This window comes from Staphylococcus sp. 231237_7MaSpsaltlick (assembly GCF_043107035.1).
This window is the reverse complement of sequence record NZ_JBICNX010000009.1, coordinates 164,458-190,948: the sequence shown is the minus strand read 5'-3', so window position 1 is coordinate 190,948 and position 26,491 is coordinate 164,458. Positions and strand designations below refer to the sequence as shown.

23 protein-coding genes are annotated in these 26,491 nt (G+C 33.6%); 2 read left to right on the top strand and 21 right to left on the bottom strand.

Annotated features, from left to right (window positions below; translation table 11 throughout):
* Window positions 1-21 precede the first annotated feature (21 nt).
* The 9 genes from ACF91D_RS18230 to fapR form a co-directional block, all read right to left on the bottom strand.
* The gene (locus tag ACF91D_RS18230) at window positions 22-354 is read right to left on the bottom strand and encodes a putative DNA-binding protein (RefSeq protein ID WP_039066788.1); all 333 of its coding nucleotides are present in this window, start codon (window positions 352-354) and stop codon (window positions 22-24) included.
* Entirely contained in the window at window positions 341-1,558 is a 1,218-nt protein-coding gene (ftsY, locus tag ACF91D_RS18225; protein ID WP_039066789.1) for a signal recognition particle-docking protein FtsY, read from the bottom strand. The genes ACF91D_RS18230 and ftsY overlap by 14 nt, the downstream gene beginning before the upstream one ends.
* The gene (gene smc / locus ACF91D_RS18220; protein ID WP_069793412.1) at window positions 1,555-5,124 is read right to left on the bottom strand and encodes a chromosome segregation protein SMC; all 3,570 of its coding nucleotides are present in this window, start codon (window positions 5,122-5,124) and stop codon (window positions 1,555-1,557) included. The genes ftsY and smc overlap by 4 nt, the downstream gene beginning before the upstream one ends.
* A gap of 142 nt (window positions 5,125-5,266) precedes the next feature.
* On the bottom strand, window positions 5,267-5,977 hold the full coding sequence (gene rnc / locus ACF91D_RS18215) for a ribonuclease III (RefSeq protein WP_369966987.1): 711 nt from the start codon (window positions 5,975-5,977) through the stop codon (window positions 5,267-5,269).
* 266 nt (window positions 5,978-6,243) lie between these two features.
* Window positions 6,244-6,477, bottom strand: coding sequence for an acyl carrier protein (locus ACF91D_RS18210; protein WP_017724267.1), 234 nt, complete (start codon window positions 6,475-6,477; stop codon window positions 6,244-6,246).
* Window positions 6,478-6,632: 155 nt separating this feature from the next.
* Window positions 6,633-7,367 carry a 3-oxoacyl-[acyl-carrier-protein] reductase gene (gene fabG / locus ACF91D_RS18205; protein ID WP_029377498.1) on the bottom strand — a complete coding sequence of 245 codons (735 nt, stop codon included), beginning with the start codon at window positions 7,365-7,367 and terminating at the stop codon, window positions 6,633-6,635.
* Window positions 7,360-8,286: an ACP S-malonyltransferase gene (gene fabD, locus ACF91D_RS18200; protein WP_039066792.1), complete on the bottom strand. Its 927-nt coding sequence runs from the start codon at window positions 8,284-8,286 to the stop codon at window positions 7,360-7,362. Before fabD ends, fabG begins: the two co-directional genes overlap by 8 nt.
* Window positions 8,279-9,265: a phosphate acyltransferase PlsX gene (plsX, locus tag ACF91D_RS18195; RefSeq protein ID WP_327620636.1), complete on the bottom strand. Its 987-nt coding sequence runs from the start codon at window positions 9,263-9,265 to the stop codon at window positions 8,279-8,281. The genes fabD and plsX overlap by 8 nt, the downstream gene beginning before the upstream one ends.
* Entirely contained in the window at window positions 9,258-9,827 is a 570-nt protein-coding gene (fapR, locus tag ACF91D_RS18190) for a transcription factor FapR (RefSeq protein WP_069793409.1), read from the bottom strand. The genes plsX and fapR overlap by 8 nt, the downstream gene beginning before the upstream one ends.
* A gap of 443 nt (window positions 9,828-10,270) precedes the next feature.
* Here fapR and ACF91D_RS18185 point away from each other — a divergent pair, with 443 nt between their 5' ends.
* A complete protein-coding gene (locus tag ACF91D_RS18185) occupies window positions 10,271-11,830 on the top strand; it encodes a M4 family metallopeptidase (protein ID WP_101050777.1) in 1,560 nt (519 codons plus the stop codon).
* 344 nt (window positions 11,831-12,174) lie between these two features.
* Here the strand turns inward: ACF91D_RS18185 and recG are convergent, their stop codons facing one another.
* The 5 genes from recG to ACF91D_RS18160 form a co-directional block, all read right to left on the bottom strand.
* Window positions 12,175-14,220, bottom strand: coding sequence for an ATP-dependent DNA helicase RecG (gene recG / locus ACF91D_RS18180; protein ID WP_069792855.1), 2,046 nt, complete (start codon window positions 14,218-14,220; stop codon window positions 12,175-12,177).
* Between the two features lie 2 nt (window positions 14,221-14,222).
* A complete protein-coding gene (sdaAA, locus tag ACF91D_RS18175; protein ID WP_029377504.1) occupies window positions 14,223-15,092 on the bottom strand; it encodes an L-serine ammonia-lyase, iron-sulfur-dependent, subunit alpha in 870 nt (289 codons plus the stop codon).
* A 12-nt stretch (window positions 15,093-15,104) separates the two neighbouring features.
* Window positions 15,105-15,770 (bottom strand): L-serine ammonia-lyase, iron-sulfur-dependent subunit beta, encoded by a 666-nt coding sequence (sdaAB, locus tag ACF91D_RS18170; protein WP_101050778.1) that lies wholly within the window; start codon window positions 15,768-15,770, stop codon window positions 15,105-15,107.
* Between the two features lie 381 nt (window positions 15,771-16,151).
* Window positions 16,152-17,810 carry a fatty acid kinase catalytic subunit FakA gene (fakA, locus tag ACF91D_RS18165; protein ID WP_327620637.1) on the bottom strand — a complete coding sequence of 553 codons (1,659 nt, stop codon included), beginning with the start codon at window positions 17,808-17,810 and terminating at the stop codon, window positions 16,152-16,154.
* 14 nt (window positions 17,811-17,824) lie between these two features.
* Window positions 17,825-18,196, bottom strand: coding sequence for an Asp23/Gls24 family envelope stress response protein (locus ACF91D_RS18160; RefSeq protein ID WP_017724257.1), 372 nt, complete (start codon window positions 18,194-18,196; stop codon window positions 17,825-17,827).
* A gap of 247 nt (window positions 18,197-18,443) precedes the next feature.
* Here ACF91D_RS18160 and rpmB point away from each other — a divergent pair, with 247 nt between their 5' ends.
* Window positions 18,444-18,632: a 50S ribosomal protein L28 gene (gene rpmB, locus ACF91D_RS18155; RefSeq protein ID WP_002483503.1), complete on the top strand. Its 189-nt coding sequence runs from the start codon at window positions 18,444-18,446 to the stop codon at window positions 18,630-18,632.
* An 87-nt stretch (window positions 18,633-18,719) separates the two neighbouring features.
* Here the strand turns inward: rpmB and ACF91D_RS18150 are convergent, their stop codons facing one another.
* The 7 genes from ACF91D_RS18150 to rsmB all read right to left on the bottom strand — a co-directional run bounded on the left by ACF91D_RS18150 (window position 18,720) and on the right by rsmB (window position 26,490).
* Window positions 18,720-19,355: a thiamine diphosphokinase gene (locus tag ACF91D_RS18150; RefSeq protein ID WP_101050779.1), complete on the bottom strand. Its 636-nt coding sequence runs from the start codon at window positions 19,353-19,355 to the stop codon at window positions 18,720-18,722.
* Window positions 19,356-19,360: 5 nt separating this feature from the next.
* A complete protein-coding gene (gene rpe, locus ACF91D_RS18145) occupies window positions 19,361-20,005 on the bottom strand; it encodes a ribulose-phosphate 3-epimerase (protein ID WP_327620638.1) in 645 nt (214 codons plus the stop codon).
* Complete coding sequence (rsgA, locus tag ACF91D_RS18140) at window positions 20,006-20,881, bottom strand: ribosome small subunit-dependent GTPase A (RefSeq protein ID WP_039066803.1); 876 nt, start codon at window positions 20,879-20,881, stop codon at window positions 20,006-20,008.
* A 410-nt stretch (window positions 20,882-21,291) separates the two neighbouring features.
* A complete protein-coding gene (pknB, locus tag ACF91D_RS18135; protein ID WP_039066804.1) occupies window positions 21,292-23,340 on the bottom strand; it encodes a Stk1 family PASTA domain-containing Ser/Thr kinase in 2,049 nt (682 codons plus the stop codon).
* Window positions 23,337-24,080, bottom strand: coding sequence for a Stp1/IreP family PP2C-type Ser/Thr phosphatase (locus ACF91D_RS18130; protein WP_039066806.1), 744 nt, complete (start codon window positions 24,078-24,080; stop codon window positions 23,337-23,339). The genes pknB and ACF91D_RS18130 overlap by 4 nt, the downstream gene beginning before the upstream one ends.
* A gap of 4 nt (window positions 24,081-24,084) precedes the next feature.
* On the bottom strand, window positions 24,085-25,179 hold the full coding sequence (gene rlmN / locus ACF91D_RS18125) for a dual-specificity RNA methyltransferase RlmN (protein ID WP_039066807.1): 1,095 nt from the start codon (window positions 25,177-25,179) through the stop codon (window positions 24,085-24,087).
* On the bottom strand, window positions 25,180-26,490 hold the full coding sequence (gene rsmB, locus ACF91D_RS18120; protein ID WP_238347251.1) for a 16S rRNA (cytosine(967)-C(5))-methyltransferase RsmB: 1,311 nt from the start codon (window positions 26,488-26,490) through the stop codon (window positions 25,180-25,182).
* Window position 26,491 lies beyond the last annotated feature (1 nt).

Here is a 26,491-nt window from a genome sequence, read left to right as displayed (position 1 = left end):
CAAATACCTCCTTTATGTTCTCTAATCTAAATCTTCTAGTGCTTGAATATATTGTTGTATTTTTTCTGGATCATTAACATGCTGTTTAATTTGTTCATATAATTTTTGTCTTTGTTCAAAATTACGGTATAAACCTAATTTCGTTTCATAATCTTCTACTAAATCGCCAGTTCTTCTTATGTTATCATACACTGCTTGTCGACTCACATCAAATGTATCAGCTATCTCACTCAAAGAATAGTCCTGCAAATAGAATAATTCTAGATAATTCCTTTGCTTCTGAGTGAGTAACGCTTGATAAAAGTCAAACAAATAATTCATACGAATCGTTTTAATTAAATCATTTTGAGTCATCTGACTGACCTTCAGTTTCTTCTATGTTTTCATTTGGTGCTTCATTTTCATCTACATTTTGTTCAATCATATCAGCAAATAATCCATAAACATAACTTTCCGGATTGAATGGTTGTAAATCATCTAATTTTTCACCTAAACCTACATATTTCACTGGTATGTGTAATTCATTACGTATCGCTAACACAATACCACCTTTAGCAGTACCATCTAGTTTCGTAAGTACAATACCCGTCACATTAGTAACTTCTTTAAATGATTTCGCTTGTGATAACGCGTTTTGACCTGTAGTTGCATCTAAGCACAGTAATACTTCATGAGGCGCTTCGGGAACAGCGCGGCCTATAACACGTTTGACTTTTTCTAATTCGTTCATTAAATTAGATTTGTTTTGTAAACGTCCTGCAGTATCACAAATAAGAATGTCTACATCCTTACTTTTCGCAGCATTAATTGCATCATACATTACTGCAGCTGGGTCTGAGCCTTCACTTTGACTCATTACTTCAACTCCGACGCGTTCTCCCCAAACTTTAAGTTGTTGAATCGCCCCTGCTCTAAATGTATCTCCTGCGGCTAACATTACTTTCTTACCTTCTGCTTGGTAACGGTGGGCTAATTTACCAATTGTTGTTGTTTTACCAACACCATTAACACCTACCATTAATATGACATTAAGACCTTCATTTTCTATATTCATCACTTCTGAATTATCATCATTTTGGTGATAAATTTCTACTATTTTTTCTACAATAACTTCACGCAAATCTTCTGTTTCTGAAATATTACGACGTTGCGCTTCTTCACGCAATTCTTCAACTAATTGCATTACCGTGTTAAATCCAACGTCAGCTGTAATAAGCATTTCTTCTAGAGCTTCGAAAAATTCTTCATCCACTTTACGATAACGCGCAATTAAATTGTTAAGTTGGGCTTGGAAGTTTTCACGAGATTTTTCTAATCCTGCTCTGAATTTCGCACCTAATTGCTGTGCTTCGATTTCTTCAAAGTCTTCTATAGATATTAGGCCATCATCATCAAAATCTGCTTCTTTTAATTTTTTTGGCTTTTTAGCTGGTTGTTCATCTTGAGGCTCATCTATTTCCTTTTGAGAGTCCTCAGATAATTGTTCTAAATCTTCTTGTTGCTTTGGTTCTTCTGAGGTACTGGAAAATTTATCCTTTAATCGTTTGAAAAAGCTCATGCTTGTTCCTCCTTAATAACTTCATCAATCGTATTTAAATTAACACTCACTAATTTGGATACACCAGATTCTTGCATTGTTACACCATATAATCGGTCTGAAAATTCCATCGTCCCTTTACGGTGAGTAATCACAATAAATTGTGTTTGGTCTGATAAAGCTTTAAGATATTGTGCATATCTAATAACATTTGCTTCGTCCAATGCAGCTTCTACTTCATCTAATATAACAAATGGTGCTGACCTTACTTTTAATATTGCAAATAATAGAGCAATTGCACTTAGTGCACGTTCTCCACCACTTAATAAAGATAAGTGTTGCAGTTTTTTGCCTGGAGGTTGAACAATAATATCTACCCCTGCAGATAGGTAATCATCATCTGTTAAACGTAGTTCTGCTTGCCCACCACCAAAAAGTGATTTAAACACTTCAGCAAAATGACCTTGAACAGCATGGAAAGTTTCTTTAAAGCGATCTTTTACTTCTTGATCCATTTCTTCTATAAGTTGTTCTAATGTTGCTTTAGCTGCCCTTAAATCAGCACGCTGCTCATCTAAAAATGTATAACGTGTGTTGACTTCCTCAAATTGTTCAATCGCATTTAAATTAACATGTCCTAATTCTTCAATAGACATTTTTGTTAACTTAACTTTTTTACGTAACGCTTCAATGTCATCATTTAATTCATATAACTCGCTAGCACGTTCATACGTCATATGATAAGTATCATTTAAGTGGTTAATTGCATAATTAATTAGTACATCTAAACGTGATTGCTCCGCTTTAATATCTTGGTAGCGATTTTCGATAGATAAAATGTCTTGATTTGCTTCTTGTAACATTTGATCTGTTTCTTCAATTTTATCATTTAATTCTAGTCTACGCGATTTCACTTCTTCAATTTCTTGTGCTAATTGGGCTTTAGCTTCTTTACTTTGCTCAATATTACTTTGAATTGTCTCAAAAGCTTTTTCACCAGTCATTTCATCTGAGTTAAATAACTTAATTTGGTCATCTAATTTTTCTTGTTGACTGACAACCGTCGAGAGTTGTTTAGTAATTCTTGTGAAGGTTTGCTTTTGTGCACTCAGTCTTTCTTTCACTACTGCTAAATCTGACTGCTTTTGGTGTAATTGTTGCTGGATTTGAGTGGTACTTTCTTTACCTTCTTTAGATAATTTTGTATAAAGATCAATATCTTCTTCTAATTTTTGTAATTGCGCTTTAATCTCAGCCAATTTTTGCTTTTTATCATTTAAGGTTTGTTTACTCGTTTCACTTTGATACCCGTCATTTTTTTCGAATTCAAATTCTTCATGTTCATCTTTTAGGTGTGCTTCATTTTTACGTAGTCTATCCAACTCTAATTCATAATCGTGCACTTTTTGTTTCGCAGAATTATAAATTTGACTTGTTTCGAAATAGCTCTCGCTAATACGGTCCGTATTTTCTTTAATTTCTTGGAATTGTTTCTCAAATTGAACTGTTTGCTTTTGATAATCTGCTAATTGTGCGCGCATTCTAGCAAGTTCATCTTTTTGTGCTAAAATACTTTTCGATTTACGATCACCGCCACCAGTCATAGAGCCCCCAGGGTTAACTATATCACCATCTAACGTAACAATACGTGTGCGGTATTTTATTTTTCGAGCAAGTTCATTAGCATTTTTTAATTCATCGACAATAATTGTATTACCTAATAAATTTTGTACTACGTTTTGATAATCCGCTTCAACTTGAATTGCTCGTGATGCGATATTAACAAAACCTTCCGTATCTTGGGCTATTGCCAATATATCATTAGCAATTTGACGTGGTTGAATAACATTTAACGGTAAGAATGTTGCTCTACCTAAACCGTGTTGTTTAAGGTATTGGATCGCTTGTCGTCCTTCTTTTTCAGATTCAACAATAACGTGTTGTAAAGAAGCACCTAACGCCGTTTCAATGGCTTTAGTTAAATCTGAAGGTACTTGGATAACTTCTGCTACCGCGCCACGAATTCCTGTTAACTGATTATGTTGTGCTTTCAATATATGTTTAACTCCGTTAAAGAAATAACTATATTCTTCTTGTTGTGTCGCAGCACTATCTATACGAGATTTAAGCTTTTCATTAAAACGATAAGCCTGATGTAGTTTCTCTTCATATTCACTACGTTGTTGTTTGAGTTCTGTTAATTTGCGTTCATATTCATTAAGCTGTTGCTCTGCTTTTTTTAATTCTTTCCGTGCCTTTGTACTATTTTTTTCAGCTTCGTTGATGTCGTGTTGGATTTGTTTCAATTGTTCAAAAGCTTCTACTAATCTTGAATCTAAGCGTGATTGTTTAGATTCGTTTTCTTGTATTGTGTGCTCTAAAAAGCGTATATCATTATTTACATCTGATTGTTCAGACATCAATTGATAATATTCGTCTTTAATTGCCTCTAACTTTTCATCATGTTGATCATCTGATACATAAAGTTGAGATTCAAAATATTGTATTTTTTCGTTTAATTCTTTTTGTTGTGATTTAAGCCGATCTATCTCTGTTTGTGCTGCAGATTTTTCTTGTTTTAATGTAGCAGTTTGATTCACAAGGCTCTCTTGTTCTTCTTCAAACCGTGCGTTTGTTTTAGATTGATTCTTTTTACGTTCTTCTAACACGTTTAATTGACCCGTGTATTTTTCAACTTCTTCTGTAGCTTTTACGAGTTGGTAATTTAAAGCTTCGATACGCTCATCCAACTGTTGTCTTTCAGCTTTAAACCTATTTAGTGATTGTGTATGTTGTACTTTTTCACCATCTTTTGTTGATTGCTGACTTTTTAAATAATTTAACTTTTCGTCAAGTTCATGAATATTATTATTATACTGTTCAATATCATGGACTGTTACTAGTACATCGCTTTTTTCCATTTCCTTTGAAAGGTGCTTATACTCTTTGGCAATTGCTGCCTCTTCTCTTAACGGTTCAACACGACCTTCTAAGTCATATAAGATGTCTTCTACTCGTGAAAGATTATCTTCAGTTTGATCTAATTTTTGTACTGAAGTCGCTTTCCTCTTTTTATATTTCAACACGCCCGCAGACTCTTCTAAAATTTGTCTTCTATCGATAGGTTTAGCATTTAATATTTCATCTACACGGCCTTGTGAAATGATACTAAACGCTTCTTTACCTAAACCTGAATCTAAAAATAAGTCCAGAATATCTTTTAATCTTGCCTTATCATTGTTTAGGTAATATTCACTTTCGCCATTTCTATATAAACGACGAGTCACTGTTAACTCAGAAGCTTCTACTTGTAATTTACCTGCACTATTATCTAGCTTTAATTTTACTTCTGCATAATTCTGAGCTTTACGATGTTCTGCACCTGAAAAAATGATATCTTCCATTTTTGCCCCACGTAAAGATTTAGCTGACTGCTCACCTAATACCCATTTTATTGCGTCAGTGATATTACTTTTTCCACTACCGTTTGGTCCAACTATCGCTGTTACGCCTTCATCAAACTGAACGTTTGTATGCTCGGCAAAAGATTTAAAACCAAAGGCATCTATAGATTTTAAATAAACCATGCTATTCTCCTTCAAGATGCTTCCTGTCTTGTAACATTACAGAAACACTTTTACATTAACCTTTAAATTAATACTTTTCTTAATAAATACCATTACTTGGATTTAATTCTATCAATGTGCTACTTATAGTAAAACGCATTTATTACGTTTGATTATTTTTTAATTTTTTGTATGCTAGTTCAGCAGCTTTTTGCTCTGATTCTTTTTTAGTTTTTCCTTTTCCTTCTGCTACAGCTTTATCTTCTAAAATAACTTCTGAAGTAAACAATCGATGGTGTGCTGGTCCTTCTTCATTGATGAGTCGGTAAGTTACATCACCTTGGTTCTGTCTGTGTACAAACTCTTGAAATTGTGTTTTAAAGTCTACGACGCCATCTAATTCATCATCTTCCACATAAGGGAATATAATCTTTTCAGAGAATTTCCAAACTGACTCTAGACCTTGATCTAAATATAGTGCACCTACAAACGCTTCAAAGGCGTCGGAAACTAGTGAGGGACGCGTTCTGCCCCCTGTTTTTTCTTCGCCTTTTCCTAATAAAATTAATTCATTCAATTGAATTTTTTTCGCAAATATTACAAGTGATGGCTCACATACAATTGTTGCACGCATTTTTGTTAAATTACCTTCAGGCAATTCTGGATATTTATCAAATAAATAGCGTGAAACCGTCAATTCTAATACCGCATCTCCTAAAAATTCTAATCTTTCGTTATGATCTAAGCGATCCATATTAAAATCATTTATAAAACTAGAATGCGAAAATGCCTGTTGATATAAATCAACTTGATTAAAATTCAAATCTAATTCCTGCATTTTTTGGGCAAACTTTTTTTGGAATGCTTTAACCATTTCTTTCTTTTTATGATTGGTCAATCTCTTTCCTCCTCAGATAAAAACAGCTATGTGCTAAAAATACTGTACACGCTTTTATTCTACGTGAAAGTTCAATAAAACTAAAGAAAAAACTATTTGTCATATACAAGTTTATTAGGCTTTACAACTAGCATGTAACCAATTCATGTTAATATTTGTTAAAACAATCTATGCTTTAATTATAGATGTTTTTCAAACAAAAAAATCTGAGCCGTGTTTACTACGACTCAGATATTTGCTTATTATTTTTGAATACTATTGATAAAGTTAACCGCGTCACCAACTGTGTTGATTTTTTCAGCTTCTTCATCTGGAATTTCAGTACCAAATTCGTCTTCTAATTCCATTACTAATTCAGCGATATCTAGTGAGTCAGCGCCTAAATCATCTTTAAAAGATGCATCTTTAGTAACTTTTTCAGCGTCAACACCTAAACGGTCAACAATGATATCTTTTACTTTGTCGAAGTTTTCCACGTCGATTCACCTCCTTTTAAAAGTCTACTTATAGACTTTTATATTTTCCCATTTTATCAATTGAAATACAAGTAGTAATTCATAGTATTACTCTAGAAATACTAACGACATGTTTAAATGTACAATAGCTTGCAAACAATTGAATTGTCCATTTGTTACATATACATGCCGCCATTGACATGAATTGTTTGTCCTGTAATATATTTAGCTTTTTCAGAAGCTAAAAATGCTACAGTATGAGCAATATCCGAATCTTCACCAAATTCAGCTAATGGGATTTGTTCTAACATTTGTGCTTTAAGTTCGTCACTTAAAGCATCTGTCATATCAGAAACGATAAATCCAGGTGCAACAGCGTTAACAGTAATGTGTCTAGATGCTAATTCTTTTGCAGCTGACTTAGTTAATCCAATAACACCTGCTTTTGTGGCAACATAGTTTGCTTGTCCCGGGTTTCCAACCGCGCCAACAACACTTGATAAATTGATGATAGAGCCGCCTTTTTGTCTTAACATTTGCGGTGTTACTTTCTGAATACAATTAAAGACACCTTTTAAGTTGGTATCAATTACGTCATCCCATTCTTGCTCTTTCATTCTCATTAATAAATTATCGCGTGTAATACCTGCGTTATTAACAAGTACATCTACTGAGCCAAATTGACTGACAACTTCTTTGATCATCGCTTTGACTTCATCACCATTTGCTACATTCGCTTGAATAGCAAAACTTTCTACACCTTTAGCCTTGATTTCTTCTACAACGGCATCGGCCTTTTCTTTATTACCAGCATAATTTACCACAACATTATAACCTTCTTCGGCTAATTGGATAGCAATACTACGCCCAATACCTCTTGAAGCTCCTGTTACTAACGCACTTTTAGTCATTTTCATTCCAACCTTTCACATCTTCTAGTGTTTGAATTGAAGTTACTTTTACATTTCTATTAATTTTCTTAATTAAACCTGATAGTACTTTGCCAGGACCTATTTCAATAAAGTGATCTACACCTTGATCAATTAACCACTGTGTTGAATCTATAAATTGAACAGGTGAATATAATTGTTCTATCATATTTGCTTTAATTATTTTTGCATCTGTTTCACCTTTGGCATGTACATTTTGTACCACAGGATACTGAGCATCTTGCCACTCGAACTGATCAATAAATGATGCAAAATCATCTTTGATTACTTGCATCATAGATGAATGGAATGGTCCCGATACTGCCAACGGTAACACACGCTTAGCACCTAACGATTTACCTTCAGCCACTAACTGATCAATTACATTTTTATGGCCTGAGACAACGATTTGTCCTGGTGAATTAATATTTGCCGGTTCAATAATAGCCTCTTCAGTTGAGAGTTGTTTACATATTGCATCAACTTCCTCATAATCCAAACCTAATACAGCTGCCATACTACCTACACCATTTGGGAAAGCTTCGGCCATTAATTGACCACGTTTTCTTACAATTTTAACTGCATCTTCAAATTTCAACACACTACTAGCAACTAAACTCGCATATTCACCTAAGCTATGTCCCATTGTATAGTCTGCATTTAAATCATTAAGCGCATTTAATAACGCGATGCTATGTGTTAATAATGCAGGTTGTGTATTCTCAGTTTGTCCAAGTTTTTCTTCACTATCTGTAAACATTGTTTCTAAGATATCGAAGTCTAAAGCTTGTTGTGCTTGGTTAAGAATTGATGTTGCTACTTCGTCATGTTCATATAAATCGTTTGCCATACCGACTTTTTGTGAACCTTGGCCTGGAAATATTATCGCTGTTTTACTCATCTTGTGTCCCCACCGTTTCTTTCATAGTTTCAACAATCTTTTGTTCACCGGCAATTTTCGCCTGACGAATGGCTGAATAAAAAGCCTTAGTACTCGAACTACCATGCGCTTTTACAACTGTGCCATTTAATCCTAGTAATACAGACCCTCCATACTCAGCGTAATCCATTTTCGTCATTAACCCTTTTAAATCTTTTTTCAAAATTAATGCTGCCATTTTATTTTTTAAGCTGCTTAAAAGTGTAGTTTTGAACATTTTGCCCATTGCTTTAGCTACACCTTCTAAATTTTTTAAAATCATATTACCAGTATAACCATCAGTCACTACCACATCTGCAGCATCATTCATTAATCCTTTAGCTTCAACATTACCTGTAAAGTGGAAATCATTTTGTGTTTCCATTAAATGATAAGCTTTTTTAGTCAATGTATTACCTTTCGCAGCTTCAGTTCCAATATTTAATAAACTTACAGAAGGTTGTGAGATACCTCTGATTTTTTGTGCATAAATATTACCAAGTTGGGCATATTGTAATAAATGTTCTGCTTTCGCTTCAGCGTTTGCACCAACATCCATAAATACAAAACCTTTACCCGAAACTGTTGGTAACGTCACAACTAATGCTGGACGTTCTACACCTTTGATGCGACCGACTATAAACAACCCAGCTGACATTAGAGCCCCTGTATTTCCAGCTGAAACACATCCATCTGCTTCTCCAGATTTTACTGCTTCCGCCATACGAACCATTGAACTATCTTTTTTGCGCTTTATTGCTCGAACTGGTTCGTCATGCATAGTTATAGACTCTGTACAATGACGTACTTCTACGCGATCGTGTTTTAGAGTACATTTTGACTTATCACCAAATAAAATGATTTCTAAGTCTTCAAATTTGTTAACCGCCATTTCAACAGCTTCCAAAACGATTTCAGGTGCGTCATCTCCACCCATCATGTCAATCGCTAATTTAACCATTTTGTTCATCCTCACTTGTATAATACATTTTAAATGTTCCTTTAAAAACAACCGTATCTTTAACGTACGATTCGACTTTTATAATATAAAATTTATTTGTAATTTCAATGGTTTGCGCATTAGCGCGCACCGTTTCGTTTAATTTTACTGGTTTGGTAAACACAACATTACTTTCACTTGTTAATACGACTGGTTTATGTATAAGTGCTACACATAAAGAGTTTGCTTGAGCAAATAGAACATGTCCTCTTGCAATTTTATTTTTTGTAAAAACAGAATCTTCATCAATATTAATAATTGAACTGGCATATTGATCAGGCTCTACATTGATTACGTCACCTATGATTTCATTGCCTTCAATAGAACGAATACTTTCATAGTTTTTCCTAGCTACAGATTTAATTCGTGTTCTTAACTCAGGAATATCTAAGTGAGTACGATCCAACCGTATTGTTTGGATGCTTACTGAAAACAAAGTACTTAAATCAAAATCTGTAATAAACGGATTTTTAGCTATCTCTTTTTTTATTGCGTCACGCCGTTCTTGTTTTTTTAATTTCATCGCATTCAAACTCCCATGTTTTTAGTACCAAGTCTTAAACACTCCTAACATATCATAACACTTTCCTTTTCAATTGCTCAACAAAAAACATACGTAAGTTCTAATTTAATAACTTTTAAGTAAATATATTTTGTAATACGTAGAATAAAGTGATTTTCAACTTTTAAATGATAAGATTCGACCCTAAAATGAATCCGCTGAAATTTTGTTTACTCATGTCGGTTTGAATTATGAAAAACACGTAATATTTAACATCATTATTTAAATATGTATATATAATAATTTTAAACAGAAATTATATAATCCAAATAAATAATTATTTTTGCTAATTCCTATTGAATTAATTATCAATTATCCGTATAATCTTAAATAATTTGAAATTTAAAAAATATTTAAAATATTCAGAAGTTTATTTTTACACTATTCATTCCTAGGAGGATATTATGAAGAAAATTTTCACTACCACGCTATTGACCAGTTCAATATTAGCTATTACATCTGGTAACATTCACGCTGAAGAAAGTAATAGTATACAACCTGAGAGCTTTAAAAAAACAGATAATTCAACTATTCAAAATGAGGCGGATGTAAAACAATATTTAAATCAACATGCACAAGATTTAGTTAAAGATTCAAGCAAAACTAAAAGTGAAGCTTTTAATAAAAATGCCTTCAAACAATATGAAGTAGCAAATAAAAATACGGACAAAACTGGCGTGACACACTATACACTACAAGCTAAAATTAATGACGTCACTTCTAGTGATAGTACACTTAAGGTACATGTAAATAAAAATGGTGATGTAAAATTAATTAATGGTAGTATTGACAAACCATACATAAATGTTAAAAATTCTAACGAAATAACTTCTACGCAAGCTGAGGATACTGCGTTTAAAGCAATTGGTAAATCAAAATCAGAAGTTAAAAATATCGAAGGTTATGACATCGTTAGCAAAAATAATTTAGATATAAATAGCGATAAACAAAAATTAGTTTATAATATTGAGTTGAACTACGTTTCTCCTAAAGTTGCACATTGGAAAATTCAAGTTGATGCAACATCAGGGAAAATCATAAAAAAACAAAACACACTTCAAAAAGCAACAGCTGAAGGAAAAGGTACTGGTGTTAACGGGGACGTAAAATCACCACTTAACTTAACCCAATCACAGAATCAATACACTCTACGTGACACGTCTCAAAAGGCAAAAATTGACACCAAAACTGCTAATAATACGACGTATTCCATGTCACCAATTACTAATGACAGTACAAACTTCAATAAAAAATCTCAACGAGCAGGTGTTGACGCACATTATTATGCTAAAGAAGTATATGATTACTATTTAGACACATTTGGCAGAGACAGCTATGACGATAAAAGTGGCAATATTAATTCTATCGTTAATTACGATAAGAATTTTAATAATGCTGCGTGGACTGGACAATATATGATATACGGTGATGGTGACGGCCAAACATTTAAAGAACTGTCAGGAGCTAGTGATATCGTTGCGCATGAACTAACACATGCAGTAACTGAAAGTACTGCAGGCTTAGAATATAGCTATCAATCAGGAGCATTAAACGAATCTTTCTCTGATGTATTTGGTTATTTTGTCGATCCAGATAATTGGTTAATGGGCGAAGACGTTTATACGCCTGATCAAGATGGCGATGCGTTAAGAAGTCTAAAGAACCCTGAAGATTATAACCAACCAGCACATATGGATCAATACCAAAAAGGTAGCGAAGATAACGGCGGCGTTCATACCAATAGTGGTATACCAAACAAGGCGGCTTATTTAACAATTACAGATATAGGTAAAGATAAAGCAGAACAAATTTATTATCTTGCACTCACAGAGTATTTAACATCAAATGCTCAATTTAAAGATGCTAAAACAGCACTCACTGTTGCTGCAGATAAATTATATGGCGATAATAGTGAAGAAGCTAAAGCAATTGAAAAAGCATGGAATGATGTCGGTGTGAAGTAGCTAAATCGTGGCTATCACAGATAACATAAGAAAATACACGATTATGTGTATGATAAAAAATCAAGCTCAAAACTAACATATTAATATCACATTATGTTGGCATAAAAACCAAGAGCTTGGGACATAAAGTCCCAAAAATAGCACTCAGATGAATTCAATTCATCTGAGTGCTTCTTTTTTTACTCAATACTTCATATTGTTGGTCGCTTTCTTAGGGGACAGCTTCAGCCTGTAGTCTTCAGCTTGTCCTGTTACCTCAAGAGGTTCGCCAAAACACGTCACATTTATATATAATTTTACATTAAAATACTTTTTAAAAATAAGGTGCTTAATTCATCTCATTATTAATCAAAACTCATATATAGCAAATTCTTCTCAATAAATGATCTTAAAGTTTGATATTGTGGTTCAAAAAATACTCCTGTTTGAATCAATTCTGCCGCTTCATCTCTAGCAACTTCTAACATTTTATAGTCTTCGACAACATTTGCTACTAAGAAATCTGGCAAGCCGCTTTGTTTCACGCCAAAGAAATCTCCGGGTCCCCTCATTTCGAGATCCCGTTCACTGAGTTCAAAACCATCTGTTGTTTGCGTCATAATATTCATACGTTCTATGCCCGTTTCGGTTTTGGGTGAGGCAATCAATACGCAATAACTTTGATGTTCACTTCTACCTACACGCCCCCTCAACTGATGTAGTGTGGATAAACCAAAACGATCGGCATCGTATATCATCATAAATGTAGCGTTCGGTACATTTACCCCTACCTCGACAACGGTTGTTGAAACTAAAACATCTATTTCATGATTACTAAATTTTTGCATAACCTCGTCTTTTTCATCGGAATGCATTTTGCCATGTAATAATCCAACTTTGTCAGTACCGTAATAAGCTTGTAATGATTCATACAATTCAACCACATTTTGAACATCCTCTAGGTGTTCAGAGCTTTCAATCAATGGACATATGACATAGGCTTGACGGCCTTTCTTCAATTCAGCAGTCATTTGATTCAATACACTTTCGTATGCTTCATGTTTTGACCATGATGTAATAATTGGTTTTCTACCTTTTGGTAACTGTTTAATTGATGAAACGTCCATTTCACCAAATACGGAAATAGCTAAGGTTCTAGGGATTGGCGTCGCTGTCATAAATAGTACATTTGTCATTGCACCTTTTTCTCTAAGTAATTGTCGTTGGTTCACCCCAAAACGATGTTGTTCATCAGTAATCACAAGTCCCACATTATTAAATTTCACGTCATCTTGAATTAATGCATGTGTTCCAATTAAACAATCAACTTCATTATTATTTAATTGATCTAATAATAATTGCCGTTTTTTACCTTTTACTGAACCCGTTAATAACGCCACATTCATCCTATCGCCAAATATATCCACTAAACTTTCAGCATGTTGTTCTGCTAAAATTTCAGTAGGTACCATTAATGCCGATTGAAACCCAGCTGTTTTCAGTGCATACATGCAAATAGCTGCAACAACAGTCTTACCAGAGCCCACATCACCTTGAAGTAAACGATGCATACGTATCGGAGCTTTCAAGTCACGAAAGATCTCATTAACGCTATGTTTCTGGGCATCAGTAAGTTCAAAAGGCAAACTATCAATAAAATGTTTGACCAAATTGATATCATAATCAACTTCAATAGCTTCATCCGAAGTTTTTTCAAGTCTATTCAACCATTGCATTCTTAATTCAAACATAAACAACTCTGTAAACGCATAAGTCCTACGCGCCTTCAACAATGAAGATTTATCGGTTGCAAAATGAAGTGCTTTAATTGTATTTTCTAATGTTTCTAGCTTATATTTTTCTCTTAACTCTGCTGATAACCATTCATGTATGGTTGCTTGATCTAATACTTGACGTATCATATCTCTTAACGGTTTTTGCTTAATACCCTCTTTAATTCGATACACAGGTTCAAATTGGGCAGACTCTGTAACCTGTTGATTGAAAAACATTCTATTTCCATTAATTTCTTGCTTTCTTCTATCCCACTTACCTTTTACTGTAACCGTGCCATGTAGTTCGATTTTCTTTTTCAGATAAGGCTGGTTGAAAAAAGTGCACTTTACAGCAATGTTATTGACCATGAGATGTACTGTTAACTTAGACTTATTACGACCAAAAAAAGCGACAGTCGGTGTAGAATATACTTCACCCACCACTGTCACTGTCGCTTGGTCTTCTGCTTCATTTAAGTCAATTACAGTATTATCCTCGTAACGTGTCGGTAGATATAAGATTAAATCTTCAACGGTATAAATATTTAATTCATTTAACACCGCTAAACGCTTAGGCCCCAGACCTTTGATTTGAGATAATGGAAATGGACTTTCAATTAGATTGACTTTTGACATTATTAATCACCAAATATTTCTTGTTTTAGACGCTGACCTGTAGGTGTACCAGCTAAACCTCCACGACCTGTTTCACGCAAAGCAGATGGCATTGTTTGGCCAATCTTGTACATTGCTTCAATCACTTCATCTGTAGGTATTCTAGATGTCACTCCTGCCAACGCCATATCTGCAGATACGATTGCATTAGAAGCACCTGCAGCATTTCTTTTTACACAAGGTACTTCTACTAAGCCAGCAACTGGATCACATACTAAACCTAGCATATTCTTCAAACAAATTGCAAAGGCTTCAGCTGATTGTTGTGGCGTACCTCCAGCCAGTTCAACTGTTGCGCCTGCTGCCATAGCCGCTGCCGAGCCTACTTCAGCTTGACAACCACCAGCTGCACCTGAAATTGACGCATTATTGGCTACGACAAAACCAAACGCGCCTGACGTTAATAAAAAGTTAAGCATATCCTTACGTGTAGGCTCAAGGCGAGGTTTTAAGCCAAATAACACGCCAGGCACAACGCCAGCTGATCCTGCAGTTGGTGTTGCGCAAATTTTACCCATTGCTGCGTTCACTTCGTTTGTTGCAACAGCTTTACTAACTGCATCTAATAACGTTGCACCTGATAAAGATTTTCCTGTTTTTAAATATTCTTTAATTAACACAGCATCTCCACCAGTTAACCCTGTCGTTGATGTTACTCCTGCTAGTCCTTCATCCAATGCATTTTCCATTGTTTGTAAATTTTTATCCATATGTGCATATACATCAGCTTCAGATAATCCTGTTACTTCCATTTCTTGTTCTAACATGATTTCATGGATTTTCTTATCTTGTGCTTCACACATCTCTATTAATTCTTTCACGCTTTTAAACATGCAATACCTCCGTTAGGCGTCTCCCATGAGTGAAACCGTCACTACACCATCGACGTTTTTAATTTTCTCTATAATATCTTTGTTTACAGCATCGTCTAACTCACAAGTCATTAAAGCTTGGTCGCCCTTTTCTTTTCTCGATACTTGCATACTTCCCACATTAATACTTGAATCCCCTAAAATATTAGCTACTTTACCAATCGTGCCAAATGTATCCTTGTGGAACACCAGTAATGCAGGATAATTTCCACTGATTGCAATATTAAAGCCATTAATTGCCACGACTTCAATTTTACCACCACCAATTGACACACCTTCCACTGAAATCTCCTTTTCAGTGTTACGCATATTTATAATAGCTGTATTTGGATGTGATCTTTCTTCCGCCATTTCTATAAAATTGACTTTCATTCTAGCCGTTTCAGCCGCTTCTAAACTCGTTTGAATTCTATCATCATCAGTATCATAGCCTAACAAGCCGCCTACAAGTGCAACATCCGTACCATGACCTTTATAGGTTTCCATAAATGAACCATACAAATAGATATCAACTTGATTTGGTAATTGATTAAATAAATCTCTTGCTACCAATCCAATTCTCACTGCCCCAGCTGTATGAGACGACGAAGGGCCTACCATTGTAGGACCAATTATATCGAAAACTGTTTTATATTTCATAATTATACCCCACTCTTGTTTTTAATGTTTCTAAAGTGTTGCGCTTACATTCTCAAACATCTAATTCATTATAACAAGTTCATTAAACATTATAAACCAAAACTGGTTGTATTGTTCTTTTTAAGTTTTAAATATAATTGACTGCAATTCATACAAAATTACACAATTATACTAAAAAACTACATAAAAACGAGAGCGGGGTAGAAATCAAAATTAAATTTGATTTCGTACTCTCGCTCTCAAAACACCGTCGTTTAATAAATAATTTATAATAGAACTATAGTCAAACCTTTGTCCAACATCACTGTTCATTTGCAATGACATTTAATTTTTAGATACACATAAATACCAATATGTCGAAAACAAAGACTGTTTAAGTCATTATTCTACAGAAAATAAATATTGATACACAGGCTGTTGACCATCATGATGATCTAACTCAACATCTGGGTAAGTTTCTTCAACCCATGTTTCAATTTCAGCAGTAACAGACTCATCCGCATCTTCACCAACAATCATAGTAATGATTTCACTATCTTCTTCAATCATTTGTGATAGCAAGCCTTTAACAGTATCAAACTCATTATCTTCACTAGTAACAATTTTATCTTCTACTAAGCCCATAAATGCACCTTTTTTAATTTCAACACCATCTATTTTAGTATCTCTAACAGCATAAGTAACTGAACCAGAATTAACTGCTTCCAATGATTCAATCATGCGAGATTTATTATCGGCAAGTGAATCAGACGCATCATAGTTAAATAATGCAGCGATACCTTGAGGAATAGATTTTGTAGGAATAACAATAGCTTCTGCTTGAACAATATCGGCAGCTTGTTCACTTGCCATAAGAATATTTTTATTGTTTGGTAAAATAATTGCACGTTTACATTGTGATTGTTCAATCATTTTCACTATGTCTTCTGTCGATGGGTTCATAGTTTGACCACCGCTAATCATATGAGTTGCGCCCATCGATTTAAATATTTCAGAAATACCATTCCCCATAGATATAGCAATTACAGCAGTCTCAACAGTTTCATTCTCATCACTTTGAGATACAGGTTGATTGTTTTGCTCTTTTTTCACAACTTCTCTGTGTTGCTCACGCATGTTTTCTACTTTTAATTTAATTAATTCACCATATTTTTGACCATAATTAAATACATTACCTGGTTTTTCAGTATGTACGTGTACTTTAACTATTTCTTCATCATTAATTACTAATAAAGAATCACCAAATGTACTCATATCTTCTCTAAATTCTTGTTCATCGAAAGTTTTTTTATTTTTACCAAAACGAACCATCATTTCAGTGCAATAACCGTATTCAATATCTTCAGTATTAATTACACCATGAAAATCATGTGCTTCACTTACCAATGAATCTTTGTCTAATTTTGGTGATTGTGCGGATACTTTTTCTCCTTTTAATGCTTTTAGGAAGCCTTCATAAACCACTGCTAAGCCCTTACCACCACTATCGACAACACCTACTTCTTTTAAAACTGGTAATAAATTAGGTGTGTTTTCAAGAGAAATTTCTGCTTGTTCTAAAATATAAGTCATCAATTCAATACAATCATCAGTTTCTTTAGCTTTACGTATTGCGGCATCTCCTGCGTCTCTAGCAACCGTTAAAATTGTACCTTCTACTGGTTTCATAATTGCTTTATATGCTGTTTCTACACCAGCTTTAAAGCTTTCAGCAAATTGTTGTGCATTGATTTCATCATATTCTTCTAAATTTTTACTGAATCCTCTAAATAATTGAGATAGTATTACGCCAGAATTACCTCTAGCCCCCATTAATAGACCTTTAGAATATGTTTTACCTAGTTCACCTATATGTTGTGACAAATTCTCTTCTACTGCTTCTCTACCAGATGTCATAGTCAAATTCATATTAGTTCCTGTGTCTCCATCAGGTACTGGATATACATTTAATGAATCGACTAAATCTGCATGATTTGATAAATTTTGTGCCCCTTGTATAATCATTTCGGCAAATAATTTACCATTTATTTTGCTAACCATTGCGTAATGTCCTCCTAGTTCTTCGTGCCATTATTGACGCGCACACCTTGTACAAATATATTTATTGAGTTTACTTTTACTTTTAATGTTTGTTCTAATGTATATTTCACAGTTGATTGTACATTGCTTGCAACTTCTGATATTTTTGTCCCGAAGCTAACAATTGTATACATATCAACATCAATCACTCCATTGTCTTCTCTTACAACAATGCCTTTAGAATAATTTTCATGCCCTAATATTTCGGCAATACCGTCTCTTACTTGTTGTCTAGAAGCCATGCCTACAATTCCATAACATTCTACTGCTTTACTGCCCACCACTGATGCTATTACTTCGTTTGAAATATCTATGCTACCATAATCATTTGTGATTTCTAACGTCATAAAATTGCCTCCTAAGTTTATGGTTCTGAAACGAACTGTAAATAAACAATTATTTAAAATGAGTTTAATAATAAAATACTATATTTATCCACAGTTTACAATTATACCATAATTTAGTTCTAACAAAAGTAGAACTCATATAAATCAGAAAAATTTCTCATTATATTGTTATATTTTTCTATTTATGGTATATTGTTTAGGTATGTAGTAGATACGTGTATTTATATTTATTAAAGGAGGTACTTTCATGGGCAAACAATGTTTCGTAACAGGTCGTAAAGCTTCAACTGGAAACAATCGTTCACACGCTTTAAATTCTTCTAAAAGAAGATGGAATGCTAACCTTCAAAAAGTTAGAATTCTTGTAGACGGAAAACCTAAAAAAGTTTGGGTTTCTGCACGTGCTTTAAAATCTGGTAAAGTAACTAGAGTTTAATAAATATAATGCACGAAAAAACCAATCCTTATGTGGAGGATTGGTTTTTTTATTTTCAGACGCTTTATCAAAACATAATGATAGATTTTAATCTCTACTTCGTATCATCAATATATTCCCTTCTATTAACTCCACTTCCCCATTCGAAGCTTGAATCTCATTGGAAATAGTTAACGTTGACCCCTGCTTAAGCGTCTCCCTATAAAGGTTATATTTAAAATGCTTTAATGTAATGACCGTTGGATATGTAACAGGAATAAAAGAAATATATGGGTACAACTCATTCATTTCAATATGATATTGACCTCGTTGTAAAAATTGAACTTCATTTGACTGATCAATCAATTTTATAACGATATCATTTTCTACATATTCAGGTTTCTCCAAAATTTGTAAAGCACCCAAAAAATGATCTAATCTACCACCAGTAGCACCATACACATGTATTTCTTTATATCCACTCTGCACTGCTTGGTCTATCCCTAATGCTAAATCTGTATCATCTTTTTCTGAATTATACGGGTTTATTTCAATTTGTTGTTTTATAAATGATTTTTCTTCTTGTGTAATTGAATCAAAATCGCCAACTGCAAATTGCGGTGTGATACCAGCTTCCAACAACATTAATGTACCTCTATCTATACCAATCCAATCGGCATCAACATTATCAACCAGTATATCTTTAGGTAAATTTCGATTACCACATAATAAATTGGCTTTCATTAACGTCAACCTTTCAATGTTTTAGTAACTGACTTATAATCACTTTGTTTGAAGAAGTATGACCCTGCAACTAACATATTTGCACCATGATCAATCACGGTTTGTACTGTTTTATCATTAATACCACCATCAACCTCAATATCAAAATCTATATTTAGCCTTTGTTTAACTTCAGATAGTTGATCTAGTTTATCAACTGTATCACCAATAAATGATTGTCCCCCAAAACCAGGATTTACGGTCATCACTAATATATAATCTACCATTTTGATAATAGGAACAATTGCATCTACCGGTGTTCCTGGATTTATCACCACACCAGCCTTTACATTGGCATTCTTAATTTGTTCTATCACGCGATGGATATGTGGTGTAGCTTCTACATGAACTGATATCATATCTGCACCATGTTCTGCAAATAGTTCTACATATTTTTCTGGTTCCTCAATCATTAAATGTACATCAATAGGTAATCGAGTTCCTTCTCTAACTGCATCTAAAATTGGAATACCAATTGAAATATTGGGTACAAATTGACCATCCATAACATCAAAATGTACACCATCTACGCCAGCTTCTTCTAAAGCCTTTAATTCTTGTTGTAAGTTTAAAAAATCTGCTGATAATAAAGATGGGTAAAGTTTTGCCAATTAATATCTTTCCTTTCTATTTGCAATCTCATTAAATAGTTGCACGTAATGATCATATCTAAATTGTGTTATATTACCTTGTTCTACTTCAATTTTGACATTACACTTAGGTTCATTGATATGATTACAATCTCTGAATTTACATGATTCGCCATACTCATGAATTTCCATGAAATAATTTTTGAGTTCATCTTTTTGAATATGGTCAAAATCTAATGCACTAAAGCCTGGCGTATCTGCAATAAATCCATGTGTTCTCTCAAAAAGTTCTACATGCCTAGTAGTATGACGACCGCGATTAAGCGCTTTTGAAATGTGTTGTGTTTCAATATCTAAATCGGGGAAATATTTATTCAACAATGTAGATTTCCCAACACCAGATTGCCCACTTAATACGGCTAATCCATCGCCCCATTGCGCAAAAACATGTTCGATATCATCATTGATACTGATGAATTGAGTCTTATAACCCATGTCTTCATATACATTTAATAACTGTGTCACCTTTTGTTGCATTTCAATTGAAGCTAAATCTTTTTTAGTTATAAGTATGCGTGGACGCATGTGATATGAGTGTGCGATAACTAAAAAACGATCTAGTAATTGTGTAGAAAAATCTGGTTCTACTGCACTCATTACTAAAATAAGATGATCAACATTACTTACAGGTGGTCTTTTGATTTCATTTTTTCTTTCGTGGACATGTTGAATATAACCCTCTGTTACATTTTCAACTTCAAAATCCACTACATCACCAACAATGGGCGAGAATTTATTTTTTCTAAATAGACCACGTGGTTTAGTGTCATACATTTCGCCTTCTACATCTACACGATATACGCCACTGATTGATTTTATGATGCGTCCTGTTTTCACTTAGGCACCTCTCTTATAATTACTTGTACTCTTTACATTATAGCAAAGCCTTTTTAAATTAAATATTATTTGAGTTTATTTTGGATAAAAAAATTAGTGATTGGTAAAAAAATACATTAGCTAAATATTCTATCTCAACTATTCTCATATAATGATATACAAAACACCAATGCAATCAATTAAATGATTACATTGGTGTTAAATTTGTTAGCGACACTATACTCGTTCACTTTGTTTGGTTCGCAAGACCTTTGCTCTTGCATAAGCGACACTATACTCGTTCACTTTGCATCGGTTCGCAAGACCTTTGCTCTTGCATAAGCGAAACTAAACGCGTTCACTTTGCATCGGTTCGCAAGATCTTTGCTCTTGCATAAGCGACACTATACTCGTTCACTCGTTAAGTGTCGCTAAAAATCATAGGGGATGTCTTTATCAGCAACAACCTTATCATCAACACGAACAGTAAAACCAGCCGTCTTACCTTTCTCAATTGTCATCGGTATCTTAATAGTTTTGTTTTCTTTAATCTTAAATGTCTGTGCTGCGGATGATCCTTGATCATCTTTATCTCTGATATACACTTTAACTTCCTGGCTTTCATCATCGTCACCAGTATATTGCACTTGATATGTTTCGGTATATTCTTTCGTTGCAGCTTCTTCATCTTTAGAATCGTCCTTATCTTTGTCATCTTTGTCCTCAGCCTTATCCTTAGAATCATCTTTAGACTCTTCCTTACCTTTAGACACAACAAACGATATCGTCGAACCTTCATCTACTTCTTCACCTTTTGGTGATTGACTAATAACATCATCTTTTTTAACTTTGTCATCATTTTTTTCTTCTGAAACTTCTACCTTAAAGCCTTTTGATTCCAACGCTTCTTTAGCCGTTTTAAAAGATTTATTTTCATAATCATCAACATAAACTTGTTTAATACCTAATGACTCAATTAATTCAATATTACTGTCATTAACTTTCACTTTATCTCCAGGTGAAATGTTTTGTGATTCAATTAAACCTTTAGCTACATTTTGTTTGCTATAAGCTTGTTTAACTTTACTATCTTTAATACCTAAATCTTCCAACTTACTTATGGCCTCAGATTTTGACATGCCATATAGACTTGGCATCTCAGCTAATTGTGGTCCTTTAGACATCACTATATCTACTTTACTGTTTTGCTCTAATCGCTCACCTTGTTCAGGCTTCGTTTTTATAATTTTATTTTCAGGGTATTTATCACTGTACTCACGAGTGGTTTTACCCATTTGTAATTTGTTTTCTTTCAAAATATGTTCGGCTTCTTTTTCAGTTTTCCCTGTTAAATCTGGCGTTTCTAAATATTTATTACCAAACATGCCCATAGCCATAAAGCCGAATAAACCAAATAACAATAAAACAATAATTAAGGTATATAAAAATTTCTTCTTCTTAGAACGTTTCTTTCTAGGCACTGCGTAGATATGTTCTTCACTGGATTGAAATTGTTGTTGATTGACAATAGGAATTTGCATTGTCTCACTAATACTTTTACCTTTGTCTTCTTCGCGTGTCTGGTTTGCAATTTCTGATTTATTTATCGGTACTGTTTTAGTATTAGTGATAGAAGATTGGTATCTGTCTTCTGATACACGTTCATCTGACATAACAGTTTCTAAATCATTTTGCATTTCTCTTACTGATTGGTAACGCTCCATCTTGTCTTTTTCAGTTGCTTTCAATACAACGTTGCTCAAAGCTTGACGAATATCTGAACGTTCATCAGTTACATTAGGCATAGGATCTTGAATATGCTTTATTGCAATACTGACAGCAGTTTCTCCAGAAAATGGTGGTTTACCAATAAGCATTTCATATAATACAACACCCATTGAATAAATATCTGTGCCATTATCTGTAATATCTCCACGTGCTTGTTCTGGGGACAGATATTGGACAGTACCCAATACATGATTTGTTTCTGTCATTGTTGTTTCACTTAAAGCTTTAGCTATACCAAAATCCAATATTTTTAATGTTTGATTTTTATCCACTAAAATATTTTGTGGCTTAATATCTCTATGCACAATTTTTGTATCGTGGGCGTGTTTAATACCATTGATAATTTGATTTATAAAATTCAATATTATATCAACATCTAAAGGATGATTTTTTTGAATGAATTCCGATAATGTCAAACCTTCAATATATTCCATAACTAAATAGAAGTTTTCATCATCTTCTGTTACATCAAAAACGTTAACAATATTATTGTGAGATAGTTGTGTTAAATTATGTACTTCTCGTTCAAACCTTTTAATTGCTTCATCTTTTTCACCTGATGGAATTCTAATAGCTTTAATTGCGACACTTCGCTTTAGAATCGAGTCTTCAGCTAGATAGACTCTACTCATTCCACCGCCACCAAGTTGTTTGGTTACTTTGTAACGTTCATTAATTATTTTGCCTATCATACTTTATCACCTTCAACCTCAGCCAAAACTAAACTTACATTATCGTTTGTACCTTCCGTTAATGCAAGTTCAATCAAATATTGACCTTGTGTTTCTAATTCGTTGTCTTGAAGCAACGCTTCTTGTATTTTATGATTACGCACAAAGTCTGTTAAACCATCAGAATTCAACATGAGATAGTCATAAAACTTTGTCTTTTTTACAAAAATGTCTGGTGTCACCAATCTATCTGTTCCCATTACTTTTGTAATGATATTACGTTGTGGGTGCGTATATGCTTCTTCAGCAGTGATTTGGCCAATCATAACAAGGTGATTCACAAAAGAATGATCATTTGTAATTTGCTCAATCTCTCTACTATTTACTAAGTAAGCACGTGAATCTCCAATATTTGCAACGACCACATAGTTATCAAATACTAAAGCACAAACACAAGTTGTACCCATACCTTGATACTCTGGGTTTTCTACTGATTTGTCATAAAGTTCTCGATTAATAGCTTTTAAGGTTGTCTTCAACCAAGTTTCAGCTTGATCTGCCTCGATTAAATTTTCTTCTTCAAATCGTTGCTGTAACTCTTTGGTTACGAACTGACTAGCTACTTCACCTGCTAAATGACCCCCCATGCCATCACAAAGCACTAATAATTGTTGTTCTGTACGATTGTAAAAAACGCCACCAGCATCTTCGTTTTTATCACGATATTGTCCTGTGTCAGTAAAAAATTGTGCATTTAGCATGTCTCTACCTCGTTTCTACTTTTCGTTCCTTAGCTCTTAGTTGCCCACATGCAGCATCGATATCTGCACCTTGTTCACGTCTAATTGTTGCATTTATACCTAGTCGTTTTAACTCTTTTTCGAATTTAAAGATATCTTCTTTTGGAGTCTTAACATAATTTCTTTCTGGCACGTGATTTACAGGAATTAAGTTAACATGGCAATTTAATTTTTGTATCAAATGCGCAAGTTCCCTAGCATGTTCTACTTGGTCGTTAACACCACCAAATAAACCATACTCAAAAGTAATACGTCTATTTGTTTTTTCTTGATAATAATTGATTGCTTCCATTAACTTTTCAACGTTATAAGCTCTGTTAATAGGCATTAATCGTGAACGAACTTCATCGTTCGCACCATGCAAACTAACTGCAAAGTTAATTTGAATATCTTCATCAGCAAAATCATAAATACGTGGAATAATGCCTGAAGTAGAAACTGTAATATGACGCGCACCAATATTTAGTCCATTATCATCATTAACAATTTTCAAGAAATCCATCATTTCATCATAATTTTCAAATGGTTCACCAATGCCCATAATTACAATTTGAGATACACGTTCTTCAGTTTCGTCTAATGCCTTTTGTACCGTTAATACTTGTGAAACAATTTCGCCCGCTTCTAAGTTACGTTTTAATCCACCTAACGTAGAAGCACAAAAAGTACAACCAATACGACAACCAACCTGTGTTGTTACACATACTGAATTACCATATTCATGTCTCATCAATACCGTTTCGATTGTGTAACCATCTTGTAGCTCAAAAAGGAACTTGATTGTACCATCTTTACTTTCTTGTTTAACTACTGTTGTCATCGTAGTCATAGTAAAACTGTCTTTTAAAACTTCTCTTAATTCTTTTGATAAATTTAACATTTCATCAATACTGTCTACACGTTTTTCATATAACCATTCAAAAATTTGTTTTGCTCTGAATTTTTGTTGGCCATTATTAACTAACCATTCTTGCATCTCGTCGTATCTCAGTGAAAAAATTGATTGCTTTTCAAAATCGGGAAGAAATTTATTCTTTTTTTTCTTTTCTGTAGTTATCATTTAGTAAGTTTCCTTTCTTTTTATCCTAGTAATGAAAAAGCCATCAGAGTTGAAATCTTGAGGTAACACTTGCATTGTCTTCACTTTTTCGCCAGTTATTGGATGTTCAAAAGCATCAAATTCAAAATCTTTATTCGCTTTTAAGAACGTGTATATTACATTTTCATTTTCCATTTGTTCAATCGTACAAGTTGAATAAATAATTGTGCCGCCTGGTTTTACGCTATCTTTCACATTATTTAAAATTTCTAATTGAATTTCAACTAATGATTGAATAGAATGTTGTGATTGTTCATATTTAATTTCAGGTTTATGTCTTAATACACCTAAGCCGCTACATGGTGCGTCAACTAAAATCTTATCATACACTTTATCATATTTTTCAGTTGCATCGTGTTCAAAAGCAGAAATGTTAGATAAACGTAATTTTTTAATATTGAAATCAATTAAATCAATTTTATGTTCGTGGATATCAGTCGCGTCAACATGACCTGTACCGTTTAATATTTCAGCTATATGGCAAGCTTTGCCACCTGGTGCACTACATGCGTCGAGTACTTTGTCACCTTCTGTTAATGACATAATTTCGCCAACGAACATCGAGCTTTTATCTTGGATAGACACCAGCCCATCTTTAAATAATCTTGATTCAATAATTGGCTTACCACTAATATGCAAGCAAGTATCAATTTCTTTATCTAGTTCTACTATATAATCATCATCTGTTAATCTTCTAATTGCTTCATCAACAGTAATTCTTGTTAGATTAACACGAACAGTTGTTGACACTTTATCTAAGAAAGATTGTGCAATCTCTTCTGTCTTTTCTAAGCCGAAATGTGTAACCCAATGATCGACTAACCATTTAGGTAAGCTATATTCAATAGCAATTCTCTTCTTATCATCTGTAATTTCCGTAAAGTCTGGTAACTCACTGCGCATCATATTTCTTAAAATACCGTTAACTACGTTTCCATTATGTGGTCCACCTTTATATTTAGCTATTTCCACTGCTTCATGGATGATAGCATGTTCAGGTATTTTATCTAAGTACGCGTATTGGTAAATACTCATCCAAAGTAATTGTCTTACCCAACCTTTAAGTTTTGTCTGTACAAATGGTTTTAAGAAATAATCTAATGTATATTTTCTTTTCAACGTGCCATATACAAGTTCTGTAAACAAACTTTTGTCTGCTCTGTTTAATTCATTATTTGATAATACTTCGTTAATAATAATATTACTGTAAGCTTTATCATTTATAATATCTTGGATTGTTTCAAATGCTAATAACCTTACATTTGTATCTATT